Here is a 19,263-nt window from a genome sequence, read left to right on the forward strand (position 1 = left end):
GATGACGACCCAGGCGGCGCGGTCACCAGAGATAACAACGCCGGGGAAACCGGTGACTTCGTCCTGCCCACATCTCCTTCTGTGAGCGACATATGATCAACGCATCCCCAACGCCGGAGCCGGTCGCCGAGACCTTCATTTCGGAAGACCCGTCCTGGTACAAGCGGGCGGTGTTTTACGAGGTGCTCGTCCGGGGGTTCAAGGACTCCAACGGCGACGGCACCGGAGACCTTCGCGGCCTCGTGGAGAAGCTGGACTATCTCGAATGGCTCGGCGTCGACTGCCTGTGGCTGTTGCCGCTGTACGAGTCACCGCTGCGTGACGGCGGTTACGACATCTCCGACTACATGAAGATCTTGCCGGACTTCGGCGACCTCGCCGACTTCATCCAGCTGATCGAGTCGGCGCACGAGCGCGGCCTGCGAATCATCACGGACCTGGTGATGAACCACACCAGCGACCGTCATCCCTGGTTCCAGGCATCCCGGCACGACCCCGAGGGGCCGTACGGCGACTTCTACGTGTGGGCGGACGAGCCGACCGCATACCCCGACGCGCCGATCATCTTCATCGGCGCCGAGGAGTCCAACTGGACCTACGACCCGGTGCGCAAGCAGTACTACTGGCACCGGTTCTTCCACCACCAGCCGGACCTCAACTACGACAACCCGGCGGTCCAGGAGGCCATGCTGGAGGTCCTGCGCTTCTGGCTGGACCTGGGCATCGACGGCTTCCGCCTGGACGCGGTCCCGTACCTGTTCGAACGGGAGGGCACCGCGTGCGCCGGCCTGCCGGAGACGCACGCGTACCTGAAGAAGATCCGCGCCGAGGTCGACCGGCTCTACCCCGACCGGGTGCTGCTGGCCGAGGCCAACGGCTGGCCGGAGGACGTCGTCGAGTACTTCGGCGACCCCACCACCGGCGGCGACGAGTGCCACATGGCGTTCCACTTCCCGCTCATGCCGCGCATCTACATGGCGGTCAAGAAGGAGACGCGCGAGCCGATCTCGGAGATCATGTCGCGCACGCCCAAGCTGCCCGACTGCGCCCAGTGGGGCATCTTCCTGCGCAACCACGACGAGCTCACGCTCGAGACGGTGACGGAGGAAGAGCGCGACTACATGCACAGCGAGTACGCCAAGGACCCGCGCATGCGGGCCTACCTGGGCATCCGCCGTCGCCTGGCGCCGCTGCTCGACAACGACCGGGACCGCATCGAGCTGTTCACGGCCCTGTTGCTGAGCCTGCCGGGCTCGCCGGTCATGTACTACGGCGACGAGATCGGCATGGGCGACAACATCTGGCTGGAGGACCGTGACGCGGTCCGCACGCCGATGCAGTGGAGCCCCGACCGCAACGCGGGCTTCTCCACGGCCGACCCGGGGCGGCTCTACCTGCCGGCCGTCATGGACCCGATCTACGGGTTCCAGGCGGTCAACGTGGAGTCGCAGCAGAGGAACGAGGGTTCGCTGCTCCACTTCACCCGGCGGATGCTGCAGATCCGGCGCGACCACCCGGTGTTCGGCGTCGGCGCCTACACGGAGATGTGGTCGTCGAACCCGGCCGTCCTGACCTACGTCAGGGAGGACGGCGACGACATCATGCTGTGCGTGAACAACCTGTCGAAGTTCCCGCAGCCGGTCGAGCTCGACCTGCGCAGGTTCGAGGGCATGACGCCGGTGGAGGCGCGCGGTGGCGTGCACTTCCCCGTCGTCGGCGAGCTGCCCTACCTGCTCACGCTGCCGGGGCACGGCTTCTACTGGTTCGCGCTGAAGAAGCTGCCTTCAGCGTGAGGTGACGGGCACCTGGGCACGGGCCGCCCGCCGCGCGGGAATCAGCGCGACGGCGAGCGCCGTGCCCACGGCCACCAGCACGGCGACGGTCAGCGTCATGGCCGAGGGCGGACGGGCGATCCCGGCGCCCACCCCGCTGGTGTGGCCCTGAAGGTCGATCAGCCCGGTCACGACCGACGCCCCGACCGCCGCGCCCGCTCCCACTCCCAGCACCACGAGCAGCCCGGTGCCGGTCACCAAGGTGGCCATCACCTGGCGCGGCGTCAGCCCCATCGCCTTGAGCACGGCCAGGTCGAAGGCGTGGTCGCGCAGGCCGAGCGCGCTGGCCGTGAGCAGGTTGGCCAGCCCGATCAGCGTGAGCACGGCGATCAGGGCCACGATCACCACCCGGATGACGGCCAGCCGGTCGGCCGGGTTGACCACGATCTGCACGTCCAGGCTCTCCGACGACTCGGTGAGCAGCCTCCCGGCCACCTCCGACGGGTCGGCGCCCGGCTTGAGGGCGAGCGCGTAGAACTCGGGCGGCACGGTGTCCTTGGCGGCCAGGCTGTCCAGCCCGACCGACAGCACCTCGCCGTCGGAGTCGGGTTCGATGGCCCGGCCGACGATCCGCACGATCAGCGGCGAGCCGCCCACGGTCAGCCGGACCCGGTCGCCGATCTTCACACCCAGCAGGTCGAGCAGCCCCTGCCCGGCGACCGCCTCGCCCGGCTCGGCGTACATGCGGCCCTCGACGACGGGGAACGGGTAGGGGTCGGTGGTGGAGCCGCCGATGGCGCGCACCCGCACCGAGCGGCCCTCTCCTGGGGCCAGCGCGTTCACCTCGACGCCCGGGTAGACGGCCCGCACGTCGCGGTCGGCGCGCACGTGGCGCTCGGCCTCGACGGCGGTCAGCTTGCCGGGCCCGACGTGCAGGGCGGCGTGCTGGCCGACCTGCTCGGGATGGCCGGCGAAGTTGTCCAGCGTGGCCCACACGCCCAGCCCGATCGTGATCATCATCATCGGCACGGCCAGCCCGAACGCCGTCAGGAACGCCGGCACCCGCCGGGTGAAGGCGTCGCGGGCGCCCAGCACGAGCGCCGGAGGCAGGCGTACCAGGAGGGCGAGCCTGGCCAGCCGGGACAGGTGACCGCGCGGCGGCAGGGCGGGCGCGGCCGGGATCGGCGGCGTGCGTCCGCCGCGCCAGGCGGGCAGCCCCACGGCGGCCAGCACGACCAGCGCGGTGCCCGCGAGGATGGCCAGCACCGGCATGGGGGCGACGGAGGTGGTGCCGAGCACCGCGACCGTGCCGCCCCACCCGGCCAGCGTGCCGACGGCGATGCCGAGCAGGCCCAGCGCGCCGTGCTCGACCAGCAGCAGCAGCGCGATCTGGCCTCTGGTGAAGCCCATCGACTTGAGCGTGGCCAGGTCGCGGAGCTGGCCGAGCACCCGGCCGCCGGCCGCGTTGGCCAGCGCGAGCGCGGCGGCGACCAGCCCGACGACGCCGAACAGCGCCAGCAGCGTGCCGAGCAGCCGGTTGTCCAGCTCCATCGCGGCGCGGATCTCCCGCCAGGTGTAGAGGCGCTGGAGCTCGTCGTCGAGCATGACCACGACCCGCTGCGAGACGACCTGGGCCGACTCGGCGTCGGTCAGGCGCAGCCCGGTCACCCACTGGCTGCGGCCGAGCATCGGCTCGACCCGGTCCAGGGTCTCGGGCAGCACCCAGGCCAGGCCGGGGGTCCATTCCGGGTAGAAGCCCTGCTCGGCGGAGTCGGCGATGCCGCGTACGTGCAGGCTGTGGCGCTCGCCGCTGAGCGCGATGATCGTGAACGGCGCGCCGATGCGCAGGCGCAGGGCGCGGGCGTAGGAGCGTTCGACGACGACGCCGCCGGGCTCTGCGGCGTCGAGCCAGCGGCCCTCGGTGACCACCGGGTGGGCCACCGCGGGCGGCTTCGCCGGCAGGGCGCGCAGCTCGGCGGGCTCCTTCTTGCCGTCCTGGACGACGGTGGCGGGCGCCGAGCGGTAGGGGCCGGCGGCGCTGGTGACGCCGTCGATCTCGCGGGTGGCGACGACCTGGGCGGTGCTGTCCTTGGTGTAGAACCACACGTGCGCGCCCTCGGTCTGGGCGAACAGCCCGCGCCAGGGGTTGGTGCCGTCCTCCAGGAGGGTGACGGCGGCGATCAGCGCGGCCACGATGGCGGCCACGACGAGCACGGTGAGTGTCGCCTGGCCCTTCCTGGCCCGCAGGTCTGCCCGGATCCAGCGGATGCCCGCCCGGGTGGTGCTCATCGGAGGTCGATCACCGCGCCCGCGGTGCCGGTGCGGCGCCGGGTGATCCGGCCGTCGTCGACGACCTCGCCGTCGTGCAGGGCGACGACCCGGTCGGCCAGCCCGGCGACGCGGGCGTCGTGGGTGACCATGACGATGGTCTGGCCGTCGCGGTGCACCTCGCCGAGCAGGCGCAGCACGTCGCGGGTGTTGCGGCTGTCGAGGTTGCCGGTGGGCTCGTCGGCCAGCAGCACGCTGGGCTTGTTGGCCAGGGCCCGGGCGAGCGCGACGCGCTGCTGCTCGCCGCCGGAGAGCCGGGCGGGCGGGGCGTCGGCGCGGTCGGCCAGGTTGAGCGCGCCGAGCAGGTGCCGGCTGCGCTCGCGGGCCTCGCGCGGCGAGGCGCCGCCCAGCAGGGCCGGCAGCTCGACGTTGTCGGCCACGGTCATGCTGGCGACCAGGTTGAAGAACTGGAAGACGAAGCCGATCTTCTTGCGGCGCAGCAGGGCCCAGGCGCTCTCGGAGAGCGTGTCGGCGCGGGTGCCGTCGATCCAGATCTCGCCGCTGGTGCGGGTGTCGAGGCCGCCCAGCATGTGGACGAGCGTAGACTTGCCCGACCCGGACGGGCCCATGACGGCGATGAACTCACCCGGCTCGACCTGCAGATCCACCCCGCGGACGGCGTGCACGGGCACGGCGCCGCCGGAGTAGACCTTCACCAGGTTGACCGCCTTGAGGGCGGGATCACTCATGCCAGGTCCTCCTGACAACGTTCGAGCCAGTCCAGATCGGCTTGCAGATGCAGCATGGCACCCTCGATCAGCAGCAGCGCCACCCGGTCCTCGGGCGGGGTGCGGGCCATCAGGTCGTTGAGGTCGCCCATGAGCGACAGGTAGTGGCGGCGCTGGCGGTTGATCAGCGCCATCCGGTCGGCGATGCCGGTGAGCGGGGCCAGCACGAGCTTCATGAAGAACTCGTCACGCACCCGGGGCCCCTCGGTGGGCTCGTCCGCCCAGAGGGTGAGCACGTCACGCCCCTTGGCGGTGCAGTAGTAGACCTTCTTGTTGGGCCGGTTGGACTGCTCGACGTCGACCGCCCTGACCAGGCCGTCCTTCTCCAGGCGGCCCAGCGTCACATAGATCTGGCCGATGTTGGGCGAGGGGTAGGCACTGCCGAACGTCTGCTCGAGGGCCTGTTTGAGCTCATAACCGTGGGCAGGCTCCTTGGCCAAGAGCGCCAGCAGGTGAAGCCGCACACCTCACCTCCCCGCGCGTTACGGATGCGTTACATGGCCAGCAGTTGACCTTCAGATTACATGTATGGATAACATGCATGCATCTACCTAACACGAATGTAGCCCCCTCTAAACCTGGAGGAAATCGAGGTGTTTCGCCCATTTGCTGTTGCTCTGGCCGTTCTTGCGGCGGCCGGGTGCGCGGCGGCGGGCGAAACCGGCGGCGGCGAGCCGGGAACGGGCGGCACTGGCCCGATCACCTTCGCCACCGGGCGCGACACCACGGCGTACCTGCAACCCCTGCTGGACCGCTGGAACCAGGCCCACCCGGCCGAGAAGGTGACGCTGCTCGAGCTGCCCGAGGCCGCCGACGAGCAGCGCGCTCAGATGGTGGCCAACCTCCAGGCCCGCAGCAGCCGCTACGACGTCCTCGGCCTGGACGTGGTGCTGACGGCGGAGTTCGCGGAGAACGGCTGGATCATCCCCTTGGAGCGCGGGTACTTCCCGCTCGACAAGTTCCTGCCGCCTGTCGTGGACACCGCGGTCTACAAGGACAAGCTCTGGGCCGTGCCGTACACGAGCAATGCCGGGCTGCTGTACTACCGGACCGACCTCGTGAAGAAACCGCCCAGAACCTGGGCGGAACTTCGCGAACAAGCCCAGGAGATTACGAAAAAACACGATATTGAGGGCTATGCCGGGCAGTTCCTCGCGTACGAGGGACTGACCGTCAACTTCTCCGAGGCCGTGCAGTCCGCCGGCGGCCAGATCCTCGGCCCTGACGGCGACGAGGTGACGCTCGACACCGCCAAGGCCGCGACCGCGCTGGGGTTCCTGCAACAGGGCCTGCGCGAGGGCTGGATCCCGGAGGAGTCCCTGAACTACAAGGAGGAGGAGTCCCGCCTGGCCTTCCAGGAGGGCCGCCTCGCCTTCGCCCGCAACTGGCCGCACGCGTACGGCCCGGCCAGGAGCAGGCTCGGCGAGAAGATGGCGGTGACCAGGCTGCCCGGGCTCGACGGGCCCGGCTCCAGCTCGCTGGGCGGCAGCAATCTGGCCATCAGCGCCTACTCCAGGCACCAGCACACGGCTCGTGAGTTCATCCGCTACTTCACGAGCCTGGAGAACGAGCGCCGTGTCCTCACCGAGGGGTCCTTCCCCCCGGTGTGGGCCGAGCTCTACGACGACCCCGAGCTGATCAAGCGCTTCCCCTACCTGCCCGTGCTCAAGGAGAGCATCCTCGCCGCCAAGCCGCGGGCTGCCAGCGCCAACTACAACCAGCTCAGCCTGGTGATCGCCAGCTCGGTCGCCAAGGCGCTCAACCCCCCGTTCAAGGACACGGCCGACGACGTCGCGGCGTCCTTGAAAGCCGAACTCGAAGAGATCATCAGAACCCAGTGAGGCAGCCATGCGAAAAGGCAGAGCAGCAGCGATCCTGGCCGGACTGGCCGTAGCAGTCGCGGCCTGCGGCAACGCGCCGACCACCAACGACCCGGCGGCCTCGGCCCCCGCCTCGGGCGAGGCCACGAGCGGCGCCAAGACGCTCGAAGGCGTCACGCTCGAGGTCGCGGCGAAGTGGACCGGCGAGGAGCAGAAGAACTTCGAGCAGGTGCTCAAGGCCTTCTCCGAGAAGACCGGCGCGAAGGTCACCTACGCCTCCACGGGCGAGGACACCGGCGCCTACCTGGGGCCGCGCATCCAGGGCGGCAGCCCGCCCGACGTGGCGATCCTGCCGCAGCCCGGCCTGGTCCAGCAGTACGCCGACCAGAAGGCGCTCAAGCCGCTCACGGCCGACGTCACCAAGGAGATCGACGCCAACTACACGCCGTACTGGAAGGAGCTCGGCTCCGCGGACGGCCAGGTCTACGGCGTGCTGATCAAGGCGGCGCACAAGTCGCTGGTCTGGTACCGCGACCAGGCGCTCAAGGACGCCGGCGTGCAGCCTCCCACCACGTGGGAGGAGCTGGTCAAGACCTCGCAGACGATCGCCGACTCCGGCACCGCGCCGCTCTCCCTCTGCGGCGCCTCCGGCTGGACGCTCACCGACCTGTTCGAGAACGTCTACCTCTCCTCGGCCGGTCCCGAGAAGTACGACCAGCTCGCCAAGCACGAGATCCCGTGGACCGACGCGAGCGTCACGACGGCCCTGGAGAAGATCAAGGAGCTCGTCAGCAAGGACGAGTACCTGGTCGACGGCCGCTCCAACACGATGCAGACCGACTTCCCGACCTGTGTCACCAAGGTCTACGGCCAGGACAAGGCCGCCATGGTGATCGAGGCCGACTTCGTGGCCGTCACGGCCGTCGAGTCCGGCGCCAAGGTCGGCGAGGAGGCCAAGTACGTGCCATTCCCGAAGGTCGGCGAGACCGCCCCGGTCGTGCTCGGCGGCGACGTCGCGGTGGCCATGAAGGACTCCCCCGGCGCGATGGCGCTGCTGCAGTTCCTGGCCTCCAAGGAGGGTGGCGAGATCTGGGCCAAGCTGCCCGGCTACCTGTCCCCCAACCGCAACGTCTCGCCCGACAACTACCCGGACCCGCTGACGCAGGAGCTCGGCAAGACGATCATCTCGGCCGGCGAGACCGTCCGCTATGACATGTCCGACCTCGCGCCCAGCGCCTTCGGCGGCACCGACGGCAAGGGCGAGTGGAAGATCCTCCAGGACTTCCTGCGCGACCCGTCCGACATCAAGGGCGCCCAGGAGGCGCTCGAAGCCGAGGCCAAGAAGGCCTGGAAGTAAAGAGGAATGGCCGTGACCGAAAGGTTGGACGGCCCGAAGGTCCCGCCCGAGAGCACCTCGGGCGGGCCTGCCTCCGGACCGGCTGATACCCCCCGTAAGAAAAGCCGCCTCGGCCCCTCCCCGTGGCTCGCGATCGCCTTCCTGCTCCCGGCAGCGGTGCTGCTGGGGGTCTGGGTGGTCTATCCCATCGGGTTCTCGATCGTCCGAAGCCTGTACGACGCGTCGAACACGCAGTTCGTCGGGCTCGACAACTTCGCCACGATCTTCAGCGACGGCAACATGTTGCGGACCATCCGCAACAACCTCATCTGGGTGATCGTCGCGCCCATCGTGGTCACCACGCTGGGCCTGATCTTCGCGGTGCTGACCGAGCGCATCCGCTGGTCGACCGCGTTCAAGCTGATCGTGTTCATGCCGATGGCCGTCTCGCTGATGGCCGCCGGCGTCATCTTCAGGCTGGTGTACGACGGCGACCCGGACAAGGGTGTGGCCAACGCCATCCTGACCACCGTGCACGACACGTTCTCCTCCTCCCAGGGCTACCCGGAGGCCCGCCCGCGTGAGGGCGAGCAGTCGCCGGTCGCGGCCGAGGGCGGCGGCGTCGTCACCAAGCAGCCCGTGCAGGCCGGCCAGCCGGTGCTCATCCCGATCGTCGGCGTCAAGCCGGAGGTGCTGCCCTCCGACGCCGCGCCGGCCAAGGCGCCCGCCGGCGGCGACACCCTGTCCGGCACCGTCTGGTTCGACTTCACCCCGGGCGGCGGCGGCGTCAACGGCCAGCTCGACGGGAGCGAGAAGGGCCTGCCGGGGATGACCGTCGAGGCGGTCAGCGATGGCAAGGTGGCGGGCACCGCCACGACGGCCGAGGACGGCACGTTCGCCTTCGACGGCCTGCCCGCCGGCTCCTACACGCTGCGGCTGCCGCAGTCGAACTTCGAGGGGGCCTACAACGGCCTGGCCTGGCTGGGCCCGACACTCATCACGCCGGCGATCATCGGCGCGTTCGTCTGGGTGTGGGCCGGATTCGCGATGGTGCTGATCGCGGCGGGTCTCGCGGCGATCCCGCGTGACGCGCTGGAGGCAGCCCGCATCGACGGCGCCTCGGAGTGGCAGGTGTTCAGGAAGATCACCGTGCCGCTGCTGTCGCCGGTGCTGCTCGTCGTCTTCGTGACGATGATCATCAATACGCTGAAGGTGTTCGACCTGGTCTTCATCATCGCGCCGTCGTCGGTCCAGCCGGAGGCGAACGTGATCGCGCTGGAGATGTGGCGCGTGGCGTTCGGCGGCGGGAACAACCAGGGACTCGGCAGCGCGCTGGCGATCTTCCTGCTCATCCTGGTGCTGCCCTTCATGGTCATGAACATCCGCAGGTTCAAGAGGGGAGAGTCATGACCACCGCGACCGCATCCGCACCCCGCGGGGCGCACGCGGGAGCCCCGCGCCGGAGCTTCGCCGGCCGCATCGTCGACCGCCTCGGCAGCGGCGCCGTCCAGGTCGTGATGATCCTGCTGGGCCTGTTCTGGCTGGTGCCCACGCTGGGCCTGCTCGTGGTCTCGCTGCGCTCGGTGGAGACCAACACCGCCGAGGGCTGGTGGACGATCTTCACCAAGCCCGCCGAGCTCACCCTCGAGGGCTACGCGAACCTGCTGGCCAGCGGCTTCACCGCGTCGTTCTGGAACACGATCGCGATCACCGTGCCGACCACGATCCTGGTGATCGGCATCGCCGCGATGGCCGCCTACGCGTTCGCCTGGATGGAGTTCCGGGGCCGCGACACGCTCTTCCTGGTCGTGGTCGGGCTGCTCATCGTGCCGATCCAGATCGCGCTGATCCCCGTGGCCGCCCTCTACGGGCAGGCGGGCATCTTCGGCTCGATCCCCGGCGTGGTGCTGTTCCACGTGGCGTTCGGCCTGCCGTTCGCGATCTTCCTGCTGCGCAACTTCTTCGTCGGCATCCCGGCCTCGCTGCTGGAGGCGGCGCGGATGGACGGGGCGCCGGAGTGGAAGATCTTCGTCTCGGTGGTGTTCCCGCTGGGCAAGCCGGCGATCGCGTCGCTGGGCATCTTCCAATTCCTGTGGGTGTGGAACGACATGCTCATCGCGCTGGTCTTCGCCAACACCGAGAACCAGCCGATGACCAAGGCACTGCAGTCGCAGATGCGGCAGTTCGGGACGAACATCGACGTGCTGTCCTCCGGGGCGTTCCTGTCGCTGATCATCCCGCTGATCCTCTTCTTCGCCTTCCAGCGCTACTTCGTCCAGGGCATGATGGCCGGCTCGGTCAAATAGCCCCACCCGAGCTCACGGGCGTCCGGCACGACCGGGCGCCCGTGATCATTTCTCCCGGTTCGGTACGCATGCCGTACCGGACCTGACTAAGCTGATCGGCCATGGCCGGTCGTCCCCTGAACGAAGTCGTCGAAGCCGGATGGGCCCAAGCTCTTGAGCCCGTGTCCGAGCGCATCTCCCTCATGGGCGAGTTCCTCCGCAAGGAGATCGCCGAGGGCAGGCAGTACCTCCCCGCGGGCCCCCACGTCCTGCGTGCCTTCAACCAGCCCTTCGACGACGTCAAGGTGCTGATCGTGGGCCAGGACCCCTACCCGACGCCCGGCCACCCCATCGGCCTGTCGTTCTCCGTCGCCGCCGACGTGCGGCCGCTGCCGGGCAGCCTGCTCAACATCTACAAGGAGATGGAGAGCGACCTGGGCCTGCCCCGGCCGTCCAACGGCGACCTGACGCCGTGGGCCGAGCAGGGCGTGCTGCTGCTCAACAGGGTGCTCACGGTCATGCCGGGCAAGCCCGCCTCCCATCGGGGCAAGGGCTGGGAAGAGGTCACCGAGCAGGCCATCCGCGCCCTCGTCGCGCGTGACAAGCCCATGGTGGCGATCCTGTGGGGGCGCGACGCGCGCAACCTGGCGCCGATGCTCGGCGGCGTGCCGCGCATCGAGTCGGCCCACCCGTCGCCGCTGTCGGCGCGTAACGGCTTCTTCGGCTCGCGGCCGTTCAGCCGGGCCAATGAGCTGCTCGTCCAGCAAGGCGCATCCCCTGTCGAGTGGAAGCTGCCCTAGGCTCGCTCCATGAGTGATGCACAGAAGTTCCTACGCCTCACGGTCGAGCTGACCGTCGAGGTGCTCGACGTTGACGCCCTCCAGGCCGCCGCGATGGCGGAGATCCGCCACCCCGACGCCGAGCTGACCGACGAGGAGCGCACCGAGCAGGCCGAGCTCGTCTCCTCCGACGAGACCGGCGCGTCCGCGTTGCAGTGGCTCATCGAGCCCGAGCACGTGCTCCAGCTCGTCGACCACATCGAGGAGATCGAGCCGCGCGAGGCCGTCCTGGGCGTGGAGCCCTCCGAGGGTCCCAGCGAGGACGAGGACGACGAGGACCACATCCACGCGTGATCCCGTAGCGTCCGGCATCCGGTGTGATGCGGACGAGATGGCCGGCGCCGGCCTGCTCCGGCGGCGTCGGTCGGCGGGGCGGGCTCCGGCCCGTCCTGGCGCGCTCACTAGGATCGATCTTCCGGGCCGGTGAGCGCCTTTCTTCCTGATCGCGGGCGCTCCTGGCCGAGTTCGCCGGCGCGGCCGGTCCGCGCCGTGACCCCGGGAGGGCACACCGTGATCGTGGCATTCTCCATCACCCCGCTGGGCGTCGGCGAAGGCGTCGCCGAGCCGGTCGCCCGCGCCGTCAAGGTCGTCCGCGACAGCGGCCTGCCCAACCGCACGGACGCGATGTTCACCACCGTCGAGGGCGAATGGGACGAGGTGATGGGCGTGATCAAGCAGGCGGTCGACGCGGTCGCCGAGGTCGCGCCGCGGGTCAGCCTCGTGCTCAAGGCCGATCTGCGGGCCGGGGTCACCGACGGCATGACCAGCAAGCTGGAGTCGCTCGAACGCCACCTCTCCTGACGCCGCCCCCGCCTCCCAAACGCGATATGTCTTGACCTGTCGGACACTCGCGACATATCGTGTCGCTCGCACACGACACGATAGTACGCGTTTCCGGAGGTGGGTCATGGAACAGCCGCGAGTCCCCGTCCTCGTCGTCGGCGGCGGCTACGCGGGGCTGAGCGCCGCGATGATGCTGGCCTGGCGCGACGTCCCCGTCATGCTCGTCGAACGGCACCCGGGCACGTCCGTCCAGCCCAAGGCGTTCGGCGTCGGGCCGCGGGCCGTGGAGCTCATGCGCCCCGTCCCCGGCGTCGAGCAGGCGCTGGCCGACGTCTGGGCCGGCATCGGCGACAACATGCGCATCGCCATCGCCACCAGCCTGAACGACCCCGACCCGCAGATGATCATCTCCGACGAGAAGGAGGAGTTCGCCTTCCTCGCCGACGCGACGCCCGCCGCCCAGGTGGGCGCCCCGCAGGCCGAGGTCGAACGGGTGCTGCGCGCCAAGGCCGAAGAGCTCGGCGCCGACCTGCGCTTCTCCACCGAGCTGGTCTCCATCGAGCAGGACGGCGACAGCGTGCTCGCCGTCCTGCGCTCCGGCGGGCAGGAGAGCGTCGTCCGGGCCGACTACGTGGTCGCCGCCGACGGCTACCGCAGCCCGCTGCGCCACCAGCTCGGCATCCCCGTCGGCGGCAAGGGCGAGCTGGGGCAGATGTGCTCCATCATGTTCGACGCCGACCTCACCGGGCTCGTCCGCGACCGCGAGGTCACCCTCTGGTACCTGCGCAACGACACCTTCACCGGCGTCATCGTCACCGGCACCGGTGCCGGCGCGCACGTGCTGGGCGTCAACCACGGCCCCGGCCAGAGCGCCGCCGACTTCACCCCCGAACACTGCGCCGAGCTGGTCCGGCTGGCCGTGGGCGTGCCCGACCTGGACGTGCGCGTCCTCGACACCACCACGTTCCCGATGGCACACGTGCTCGCCGAGCGCTACCGCGAGGGCCGGGTCTTCCTGGCCGGCGACGCCGCCCACACCATGCCGCCGACCGGCGGCCAGGGCGGCAGCACCGCGCTCCAGGACGGCTGCGACCTCGCCTGGCGGCTCTGGCTCGTGATCACCGGGCAGGCCGGGCCCGGCTTCCTCGACACCTACGACGCCGAACGCCGGCCCATCGGCACGCTCACCGCCGACGCCCAGCTCGCCAACCTCGGCGTACGCATGCCGCCCGCGGCCCGCATCGGCTACCCGGAGCCGCTCGACGACCCCATGAGCGCGATCCTCGGCTACCGCTACCACTCGACGGCCGTCATCCCCGAGCCCGGCGACGACGGCTCCCTGCTGGAGGACCCGCGCCACCCCACCGCCCGCCCCGGCAGCCGCGCGCCGCACGTGCTGCTCGACTGGGACGGGCAGCCGATCTCCACCATCGACCTGTACGGGTCGGGCTTCGTCCTGCTGGCCCACCAGCACGGCGGCCGTCCCTGGGCCGAGGCGGGCAGGCTGGTCGCCGAACGGCTCGGCGTACGGCTCGCCAGGATCCTGGTGGACGAGGAGCTGATGGACGTCGAGGGCCGCTGGCAGGAGCGTTACGGCGTCAGCGGGGGCGGCGCCGTGCTCGTCCGGCCGGACGGCTACGTCGCCTGGCGCTCCCCCGGCCTGACCGGCGACCCGGCGGCCACCCTCGAACACGTCCTGCGCACCGTGCTGAGCCGCTGAGCTCCTGGCCCGCGTCCCGTACCAGAACAAGCCCGTACGTTCCGGGCCGGCGAGGCGCTGCGGCTCGAACGGCTCATCCTTGTCGTGGACCGGCTGCGGGTCGTCCGGCACGTCGCCTTCCCGTGCTGGACATCCCCTCCGCCATCGCCGCCGCCCACGAAGCGGCCAGAGCCGTATGACGTTTGTCGGACCCGCGTGGGAGCATGCCGTCATGGCGACCTCGAAACAGCCAGTGACCGTCCCGACCGGCGCCGACGTGGACGCGTTCCTGGCGGCGGTCCCCGGCGAGCGCCGCCGGGCCGACGCCCTGCGCCTGCGCGCGATCATGACCGAGGTGGTCGGCGAGCCGGCCGTGATGTGGGGGGCCGAGCATCGTCGGCTTCGGCAGCTACCACTACGTCTACGCCAGCGGCCACACCGGCGACTGGCCTCTCGCCGGGTTCTCACCGCGCAAGCAGCACCTGGTCGTCTACCTGGTCGGCGGCTACGAGGAGCGGCACGCGTCCGTGCTCGCCCGGCTCGGCCCGCACACGACCGGCAAGGGGTGCCTCTACCTGAAACGGCTCGACGCCGTCGACGAGGGCGCCCTGCGCGAGCTCATCGACCGTACGGTGCGCGTCCACCGCGGCGTCGACCGAGCCGGCCGCCCTCCTGGGCCCTGACCTCCTCAGCGGGCCCGGTCGTAGACCATGGCCATCTCGCCCATCGCGCCGGTCTCCTGGTGGGTCAGCTTCCACGACGTGGCCGGCAGCCCGTCCTCGAACAGCCGCTGCCCGCCCCCGGCGATCTCGGGGAAGATCATGAGGTAGAGGCGGTCGATCAGGTCCGCCGCCAGCAGCGGCTTGATGACGCTCGCGCTGCTGTTGACCAGGATGTCGCCGCCCTCCTGAGTCCTGAGCTCGGCGACGACGTCCGCGGCGGGCGCGTTCACCACCCGGGCCCGCCCCCACGGCGCCTCCGTCAGCGTGCTGCTGAAGACCACCTTCTCCACGTCGACCAGCCACTTCGCGTAGCCGCGGTCACGCGGGTCGGCGTCCTCGTCCTCGGCGACCGGCGGCCAGTAGCCCAGGAACCCCTCGGCGTTCACCCTTCCGAGCAGCGCCGTCGTCGCGCTCTCCCACATGCGGGTCATGTGATCCCTGGCCACCTCGCTGGTCACGTACGGCGCGAACGCCGCGAAGTCGGCAGGCCCGCCGGGGCCGTTGTAACGCCCGTCCATCGTGAGGCTGAGGTTCGCGGTGACCCTGCGGTTGTCCTGAGTGGTCATGTCGTGCTCCCTGTAGTGGTGTCGTCCGTGTGGTTGGCCTGTCCGGCCTGATTGACCTGATCGGCCTGATTGACCTGATCGGCCTGATTGGCCTGGCGGGTCTGATCGGCCTGGAGGGCCTGGAGGGTCGCAGCGAGCTTGTCGAGACTCTGCCCGAACCCGAGCTCGATCCCCGCGATGAAGTCCGCCGAGTCCACCGTGCTGTCGGCGACCCGGAACCGGACCTCCAGCTCCGTCCCCCCGCCCGTACCGGCGCCGCCGGAACGCAGGTCGAGGTCGAGGTGAGCGGTGAACGCGACGCCCCCACCGGGCAGCCGGGGAGAGAGCCGATAGGACAGCCGCTCCCCTGGCTGCGCCTCGACGACAACCCCCTCCGCGCGCCCGGCGACCGGATCGGAGCCGTCGGTGTCCTCGGCGTCGCGATACTCGTGCACGATCCGCCCGCCCGGCCGCGCCTCGAACACCAGCTCCGAGACGCGCAACTCGTCCGGCGTCCACCAGCGGGCGAGCAACTCCGCCTCGGTCAGATGCCGCCACACCAGCTCGGGCGATGCGGCCAGCGACCGATGGAAGCGGAACGAGCGACCATCGGCCCACCCCGCCTCCCGCGCGGCCAGCCGCTCCGCCTGAACACTGAGCCCATAACGGTCATACGTCTCACCGGCCTGATCCGCGGAATCGGCCAGCCCGTTGAGCACGGCCGCCAGATCCCGCAGCGGCCCGGGCCGGAGCGCGTAGATCCGGCGCTGGCCCGTGCGCTGCGAGACGACAACCCCGGCCCGCTCAAGGTTCTGCAGGTGCTTGGTCGTCTGCGGCTGCCGTGCCTCAGCCAGCCGCGCGAGCACCCCCACGGGCCGCGGCCGCTCAGCCAGCAGCCGTACGAGCCGCCAACGCGCCGGATCCGCCAACGCAGCGAGGAGTTCGTCCATGCCTAGAAGTATTCACCATGACGAATATTCGTGTCAAGGAATAACTGGGCAGCTCGCTTGCACCACACCGCCCCGCTTCCGACCCGCCCCCTCCCGAGAGCAGACCGAACCCAGGGACCCCCAAACCGCACCGTCGGGGCTGGGACCGGACCAGCGGTGGCCGGGAGAACCGGCGGCGCCCACGAACGGACCGGCGGCGCGTCCGCACGACAGGCCAGCGGACGCGGCGGACGACGCCCACACCGCACCCCGCAGCCCCGAGGGCCGACGCCCACACCGCACCCGGCAGGCTCGGGGAACGACGGCCGCACAACACCCGGCAGGCCGGGGGCCGGACCGGCCGGACGCGGGACCAGAGCAGCGCCCACGAACGGACCAACGGCGCGCCCGCACGACAGGCCAGCGGACGCGGCGGACGACGCCCACACCGCACCCGGCAGGCCCGGAGAATGACGCCCGCACCGCACCCGACAGGCCGGAGGCCGGACCGGCCGGACGCACGACCAGAGCGGCGCCCGCGAACGGACCGGCGGGGGTGCCCGCGCGACGGACCAGCGGCGCGCTACGGACAAGGTCCATACCCGGCTCCGCAAGGCCCAAGACCGAACCAGGCCGGACCGCCGAGGCCGGGATCGGATGGCCTGGACCCAGGGCCGGATGGCAGCGCGCGGAGGCCGCCGGGCTCGTGGAGGGTGCCGGGCTCGTGGAGGGTGCCGGGCAGGTGAGGGCGACCGGGCTCGTGGGGAGCGAGCGGGCAGGTGCCAGCGCGGGGGTACGGTGCGGGGCTGCGAGAGGGCGCGGCGCCAGGTGGGCGCGATGCGGGAGGCAGGTTCGATGCGGGGACTGCGGTCCGATGCGGGGACTGCGGCAGCCCGGTCCGGAGGTGGGCCCGATGCCAGGGACGGGGCGGGCGGCGCGCTGGCAGGCGGGCGCGATGCCAAGCGGCGGGGCGGCAGGGGACAGCGGGCGTAGGGGCGACAGCGGGCGTAGGGGCGACAGCGGGGACCGGGGCCGGGTGGGAAAGCGGGTGGGCTTGGGCGTGAGGCGGGTGGGTGAAGGGCGAGGTGGGGGCTGGGGTGAAGGGGCGGGGGCTTGGGCTTCGGCGGGCGGTGCCAGGTCCGTGGGTTGCGGCGCTTTGGGGCACGGGGGCGTGCCCCTGGTTGGTGGGGTTAGGCGGTTAGGAGGTGTTCTCGTTCCTGGAGGAGTTGGGTGTGGAGGGCCGCGAGGTCGTTTCGCTGGGCGGTGAGGGTGTGGAGGGAGGTGCCCAGCCACTGGGACATGGCTGTCACGGCGTTGCGGGTGCGGTTGATGCGCTGGTGTTTGAGGGCGTCGGTGATGATGTTGTCGAAGAAGGTGTCGGCGAACCAGCGGGTGTCCACCTTGGGGAGTCGTGGGGTGGCGGTCCAGCCGATGTCGGCGAGTTCGCGGGAGAAGACGTCGAGGGCGCGCTGGGCGTGCCAGGCGACCTGGTCGGCTGCTCTGAGGTGGTGGTGTTCGACCGCGTCGGCGAAGGCACCGCCGCCGAGCATGTCGAAGGTGGAGGCGCCGTGGGCATGCTTGAGGAGGGCGAGCATCTCGGCGACCGCGCGGCGGGCCGTGTCGCCCGCCTGGATGGCCTCGTCGTGCTCTCGGAGATCGGCCTCCGTGTCGGCTAGTCGGGTGGCCAGGTCGATGAGGCGTTGCGCCCGGGGGTCGGCCAGGTTGACCAGGAGGCGTTCCTTGTCGGCCAGCGCCTGCTCGTAGGCTTCGGCGGCGCCGGCCAGGTGGGACAGCACCCGGCCCGTGGCTTCGAGGTCGGCGGTGAGGTCGGTGAGGCGGTGGCGCTGGCCGTCGAGGCGTTCGGCGGCGGCCTGGGCCTCGGCCCGTTCGCGGGTCAGGCGCTCTTGTTTGCCGCCCGTCAGGCCCGCCAGGAACCCTGAGAAGCCGCCCTCCAGTCGGGTCACGTCCCGCTGTTCCTTCTTGAGCTCGGCCTCCAGCCGGGTGACTGCTTCGGTGACCTCCCTGAGCTGGGTGTTGACGGTGGAGCGCCGGGCGGCGAGCTGGTCGAACCTGCGAACGGCTTCACGTGTTTCCCGCAGGCGACGGTCGAGGTCTTCGATTGGGTCCACGACTTTGTGGACGAATGGGGGGCGGTGGGTGTTCCTCGGAGGGTTCCCGTGCCGGGTGGCGTTCCTGCACGGGGCGGGGGCTGGCGTTTCTGAACGGGTGGGCGGGGTTCTAGCACGGGTGGGCGGGGTTCTAGCACGGGTGGTGGGTTCCTCAGGGTGCCGTGTGGTGGTCGCTTGGGCTGGGGGGTGGGCGCGGGGCGGGGCGGGGGGCGGCGTTTCAGGCCGCCAGGGCAGGGTCGGCGTTTCAGGCTGCCAGGGCGGGGGTGGGGTGGGGGGCGCAGAGCCAGTCGTTGAGGGAGCCGGTGAAGCCGGAGGGTGGGCCGACGCGCAGGCAGGTGATCTGGTCGCCGCCGGTCGTGGGGGCGATCTTGAGGCGTCTGATGCTGCCTGTGCGGCCCAGGTCGGTCGGGGTGGTCGAGCAGGGGGTGAGGCGGACGCTCAAGGATGATGGCGGGCCGATGCGCAGGTGGTCGTCGATGAGGCGGAGACGGGCGTCCGGGTGGGCGGCGAGGAAGGCCAGTTGGTCGGCCACCAGGCGGTGGGCGACCGTGCGGAGCAGGTCAGTGGCGCACAGGCGGTGGGCGCAGGCCGCGCCGTCGAGGGTGATCTCCGGCAGGGCGAAGCGGCTCAGCCCTCGGGAGGTGACGCTCAGCGCGTCGCAGGTGCCCGTGTCGGCGGGGTTCCACGGTGGGCAGGTGGCGTCGTCGTGGACGCGGACGTCCCAGCCGAGCCAGCCGTCGCCGAGGTGGAACTTAGCGGGTTCCGCCACGGGGCGGGCGGGGATGGGCTGAACAGGGTGGGTGGGGGTGGGCCGAAGGGGGTGGGGCTGGGTGGTGCCGGTCAGGGGGTCGATGAGGAGGCCGGCGCTGGCGTGGGCGAGGGTGCGGGCTGTGGCTCGGGCGAGCTGGGCGGCGGCCGGGAGGGCGGTGGGCGGGGTGGTGGCGGAGATGACGACGTGCTCGGTGGAGCGGCGCAGGAGGCGGCGTTCGGCGTCGGTGAAGGTGGTGGTGCCGGGCTGTCTCCAGGGGGACGGGTGGTGGGTGAGGAGGAGGGACCGGGCGCCCACCTGGGCGATGGCGGCCCGGCGGTAGGGGGTGCCGACGCGCCACGGCAGGGCGGTGAGCTCGAACGGCAGCCGTTCGACGGCGACGACGAACAGTGAGGTCAGCAGGGCGGGCAGGGCAAGGGCGATCTGCATGGCGGCCTCCCGGGGGATGGGTGCGGTGAGGCAGCCAGGATCGGGCAGCGGGGCGGCGGGGCGTGGAGGAGAACGGCGTTCTGTGGACGCTGGAGGAGGGAGGCCGCCGCGCCTGTGGACGACGGGCGCGCGGGCCCTCTCCTGTGGACG

17 protein-coding genes are annotated in these 19,263 nt (G+C 71.0%); 10 read left to right on the forward strand and 7 right to left on the reverse strand.

The features are described 5' to 3' along the window. Window positions 1-92 precede the first annotated feature (92 nt). Entirely contained in the window at window positions 93-1,793 is a 1,701-nt protein-coding gene (gene treS, locus AB0J53_RS32135; protein WP_219505951.1) for a maltose alpha-D-glucosyltransferase, read from the forward strand. Here treS and AB0J53_RS32140 read toward each other — a convergent pair. The 3 genes from AB0J53_RS32140 to AB0J53_RS32150 are packed head-to-tail and all read right to left on the reverse strand — an operon-like array spanning window position 1,785 to window position 5,292. Beyond that, window positions 1,785-4,061 (reverse strand): FtsX-like permease family protein, encoded by a 2,277-nt coding sequence (locus AB0J53_RS32140; protein ID WP_364179361.1) that lies wholly within the window; start codon window positions 4,059-4,061, stop codon window positions 1,785-1,787. The two genes, treS and AB0J53_RS32140, sit on opposite strands and share 9 nt — an antisense overlap. Next, window positions 4,058-4,789, reverse strand: a complete 732-nt coding sequence (locus tag AB0J53_RS32145) for an ABC transporter ATP-binding protein (protein ID WP_219505955.1) — start codon at window positions 4,787-4,789, stop codon at window positions 4,058-4,060. Before AB0J53_RS32145 ends, AB0J53_RS32140 begins: the two co-directional genes overlap by 4 nt. Next, complete coding sequence (locus AB0J53_RS32150) at window positions 4,786-5,292, reverse strand: PadR family transcriptional regulator (RefSeq protein ID WP_219505957.1); 507 nt, start codon at window positions 5,290-5,292, stop codon at window positions 4,786-4,788. The genes AB0J53_RS32145 and AB0J53_RS32150 overlap by 4 nt, the downstream gene beginning before the upstream one ends. A gap of 129 nt (window positions 5,293-5,421) precedes the next feature. Between AB0J53_RS32150 and AB0J53_RS32155 the strand changes: the two genes are divergently transcribed. The 9 genes from AB0J53_RS32155 (at window position 5,422) to AB0J53_RS32195 (ending at window position 14,273) form a co-directional block, all read left to right on the forward strand. Beyond that, window positions 5,422-6,669, forward strand: a complete 1,248-nt coding sequence (locus AB0J53_RS32155; protein ID WP_357583736.1) for an ABC transporter substrate-binding protein — start codon at window positions 5,422-5,424, stop codon at window positions 6,667-6,669. Window positions 6,670-6,676: 7 nt separating this feature from the next. Beyond that, window positions 6,677-8,005, forward strand: coding sequence for an ABC transporter substrate-binding protein (locus tag AB0J53_RS32160; protein WP_219505961.1), 1,329 nt, complete (start codon window positions 6,677-6,679; stop codon window positions 8,003-8,005). A 6-nt stretch (window positions 8,006-8,011) separates the two neighbouring features. Next, window positions 8,012-9,394, forward strand: a complete 1,383-nt coding sequence (locus tag AB0J53_RS32165) for an ABC transporter permease subunit (RefSeq protein ID WP_219505963.1) — start codon at window positions 8,012-8,014, stop codon at window positions 9,392-9,394. After that, window positions 9,391-10,290 (forward strand): carbohydrate ABC transporter permease, encoded by a 900-nt coding sequence (locus AB0J53_RS32170; protein ID WP_219505965.1) that lies wholly within the window; start codon window positions 9,391-9,393, stop codon window positions 10,288-10,290. Before AB0J53_RS32165 ends, AB0J53_RS32170 begins: the two co-directional genes overlap by 4 nt. A gap of 101 nt (window positions 10,291-10,391) precedes the next feature. Then, window positions 10,392-11,069 carry a uracil-DNA glycosylase gene (locus AB0J53_RS32175; RefSeq protein ID WP_364179365.1) on the forward strand — a complete coding sequence of 226 codons (678 nt, stop codon included), beginning with the start codon at window positions 10,392-10,394 and terminating at the stop codon, window positions 11,067-11,069. A 9-nt stretch (window positions 11,070-11,078) separates the two neighbouring features. Continuing rightward, the gene (locus tag AB0J53_RS32180) at window positions 11,079-11,402 is read left to right on the forward strand and encodes a hypothetical protein (protein ID WP_219505972.1); all 324 of its coding nucleotides are present in this window, start codon (window positions 11,079-11,081) and stop codon (window positions 11,400-11,402) included. A 216-nt stretch (window positions 11,403-11,618) separates the two neighbouring features. Continuing rightward, entirely contained in the window at window positions 11,619-11,909 is a 291-nt protein-coding gene (locus AB0J53_RS32185; protein WP_219505975.1) for an MTH1187 family thiamine-binding protein, read from the forward strand. A 106-nt stretch (window positions 11,910-12,015) separates the two neighbouring features. Beyond that, window positions 12,016-13,611, forward strand: coding sequence for an FAD-dependent monooxygenase (locus tag AB0J53_RS32190; RefSeq protein ID WP_364179368.1), 1,596 nt, complete (start codon window positions 12,016-12,018; stop codon window positions 13,609-13,611). A 371-nt stretch (window positions 13,612-13,982) separates the two neighbouring features. Beyond that, a complete protein-coding gene (locus tag AB0J53_RS32195) occupies window positions 13,983-14,273 on the forward strand; it encodes a DUF1801 domain-containing protein (protein ID WP_364179533.1) in 291 nt (96 codons plus the stop codon). 5 nt (window positions 14,274-14,278) lie between these two features. On the opposite strand, the gene AB0J53_RS32200 is transcribed toward AB0J53_RS32195, so the two are convergent. The 4 genes from AB0J53_RS32200 to AB0J53_RS32215 form a co-directional block, all read right to left on the reverse strand. After that, window positions 14,279-14,878 (reverse strand): dihydrofolate reductase family protein, encoded by a 600-nt coding sequence (locus tag AB0J53_RS32200; protein ID WP_364179370.1) that lies wholly within the window; start codon window positions 14,876-14,878, stop codon window positions 14,279-14,281. After that, entirely contained in the window at window positions 14,875-15,807 is a 933-nt protein-coding gene (locus tag AB0J53_RS32205) for a metalloregulator ArsR/SmtB family transcription factor (protein WP_364179372.1), read from the reverse strand. Before AB0J53_RS32205 ends, AB0J53_RS32200 begins: the two co-directional genes overlap by 4 nt. Before the next feature lie 1,169 nt (window positions 15,808-16,976). Next, entirely contained in the window at window positions 16,977-17,915 is a 939-nt protein-coding gene (locus tag AB0J53_RS32210; protein ID WP_364179374.1) for a hypothetical protein, read from the reverse strand. Window positions 17,916-18,159: 244 nt separating this feature from the next. After that, on the reverse strand, window positions 18,160-19,113 hold the full coding sequence (locus AB0J53_RS32215) for a hypothetical protein (RefSeq protein WP_364179376.1): 954 nt from the start codon (window positions 19,111-19,113) through the stop codon (window positions 18,160-18,162). Window positions 19,114-19,263: the final 150 nt, after the last annotated feature.

The sequence above is a fragment of the Nonomuraea sp. NPDC049725 genome (assembly GCF_040674795.1).
Classification (GTDB): domain Bacteria; phylum Actinomycetota; class Actinomycetes; order Streptosporangiales; family Streptosporangiaceae; genus Nonomuraea; species Nonomuraea ceibae.

Bases quoted from the DNA above. Each gene is read 5' to 3' on its own strand.
- AB0J53_RS32205 (WP_364179372.1), bottom strand. From the start codon at position 15,807: ATGGACGAACTCCTCGCTGCGTTGGCGGATCCGGCGCGTTGGCGGCTC.
- AB0J53_RS32165 (WP_219505963.1), top strand. From the start codon at position 8,012: ATGGCCGTGACCGAAAGGTTGGACGGCCCGAAGGTCCCGCCCGAGAGC.
- AB0J53_RS32140 (WP_364179361.1), bottom strand. From the start codon at position 4,061: ATGAGCACCACCCGGGCGGGCATCCGCTGGATCCGGGCAGACCTGCGG.
- AB0J53_RS32145 (WP_219505955.1), bottom strand. From the start codon at position 4,789: ATGAGTGATCCCGCCCTCAAGGCGGTCAACCTGGTGAAGGTCTACTCC.
- AB0J53_RS32215 (WP_364179376.1), bottom strand. From the start codon at position 19,113: ATGCAGATCGCCCTTGCCCTGCCCGCCCTGCTGACCTCACTGTTCGTC.
- treS (WP_219505951.1), top strand. From the start codon at position 93: ATGATCAACGCATCCCCAACGCCGGAGCCGGTCGCCGAGACCTTCATT.
- AB0J53_RS32170 (WP_219505965.1), top strand. From the start codon at position 9,391: ATGACCACCGCGACCGCATCCGCACCCCGCGGGGCGCACGCGGGAGCC.
- AB0J53_RS32180 (WP_219505972.1), top strand. From the start codon at position 11,079: ATGAGTGATGCACAGAAGTTCCTACGCCTCACGGTCGAGCTGACCGTC.
- AB0J53_RS32175 (WP_364179365.1), top strand. From the start codon at position 10,392: ATGGCCGGTCGTCCCCTGAACGAAGTCGTCGAAGCCGGATGGGCCCAA.
- AB0J53_RS32190 (WP_364179368.1), top strand. From the start codon at position 12,016: ATGGAACAGCCGCGAGTCCCCGTCCTCGTCGTCGGCGGCGGCTACGCG.
- AB0J53_RS32200 (WP_364179370.1), bottom strand. From the start codon at position 14,878: ATGACCACTCAGGACAACCGCAGGGTCACCGCGAACCTCAGCCTCACG.
- AB0J53_RS32160 (WP_219505961.1), top strand. From the start codon at position 6,677: ATGCGAAAAGGCAGAGCAGCAGCGATCCTGGCCGGACTGGCCGTAGCA.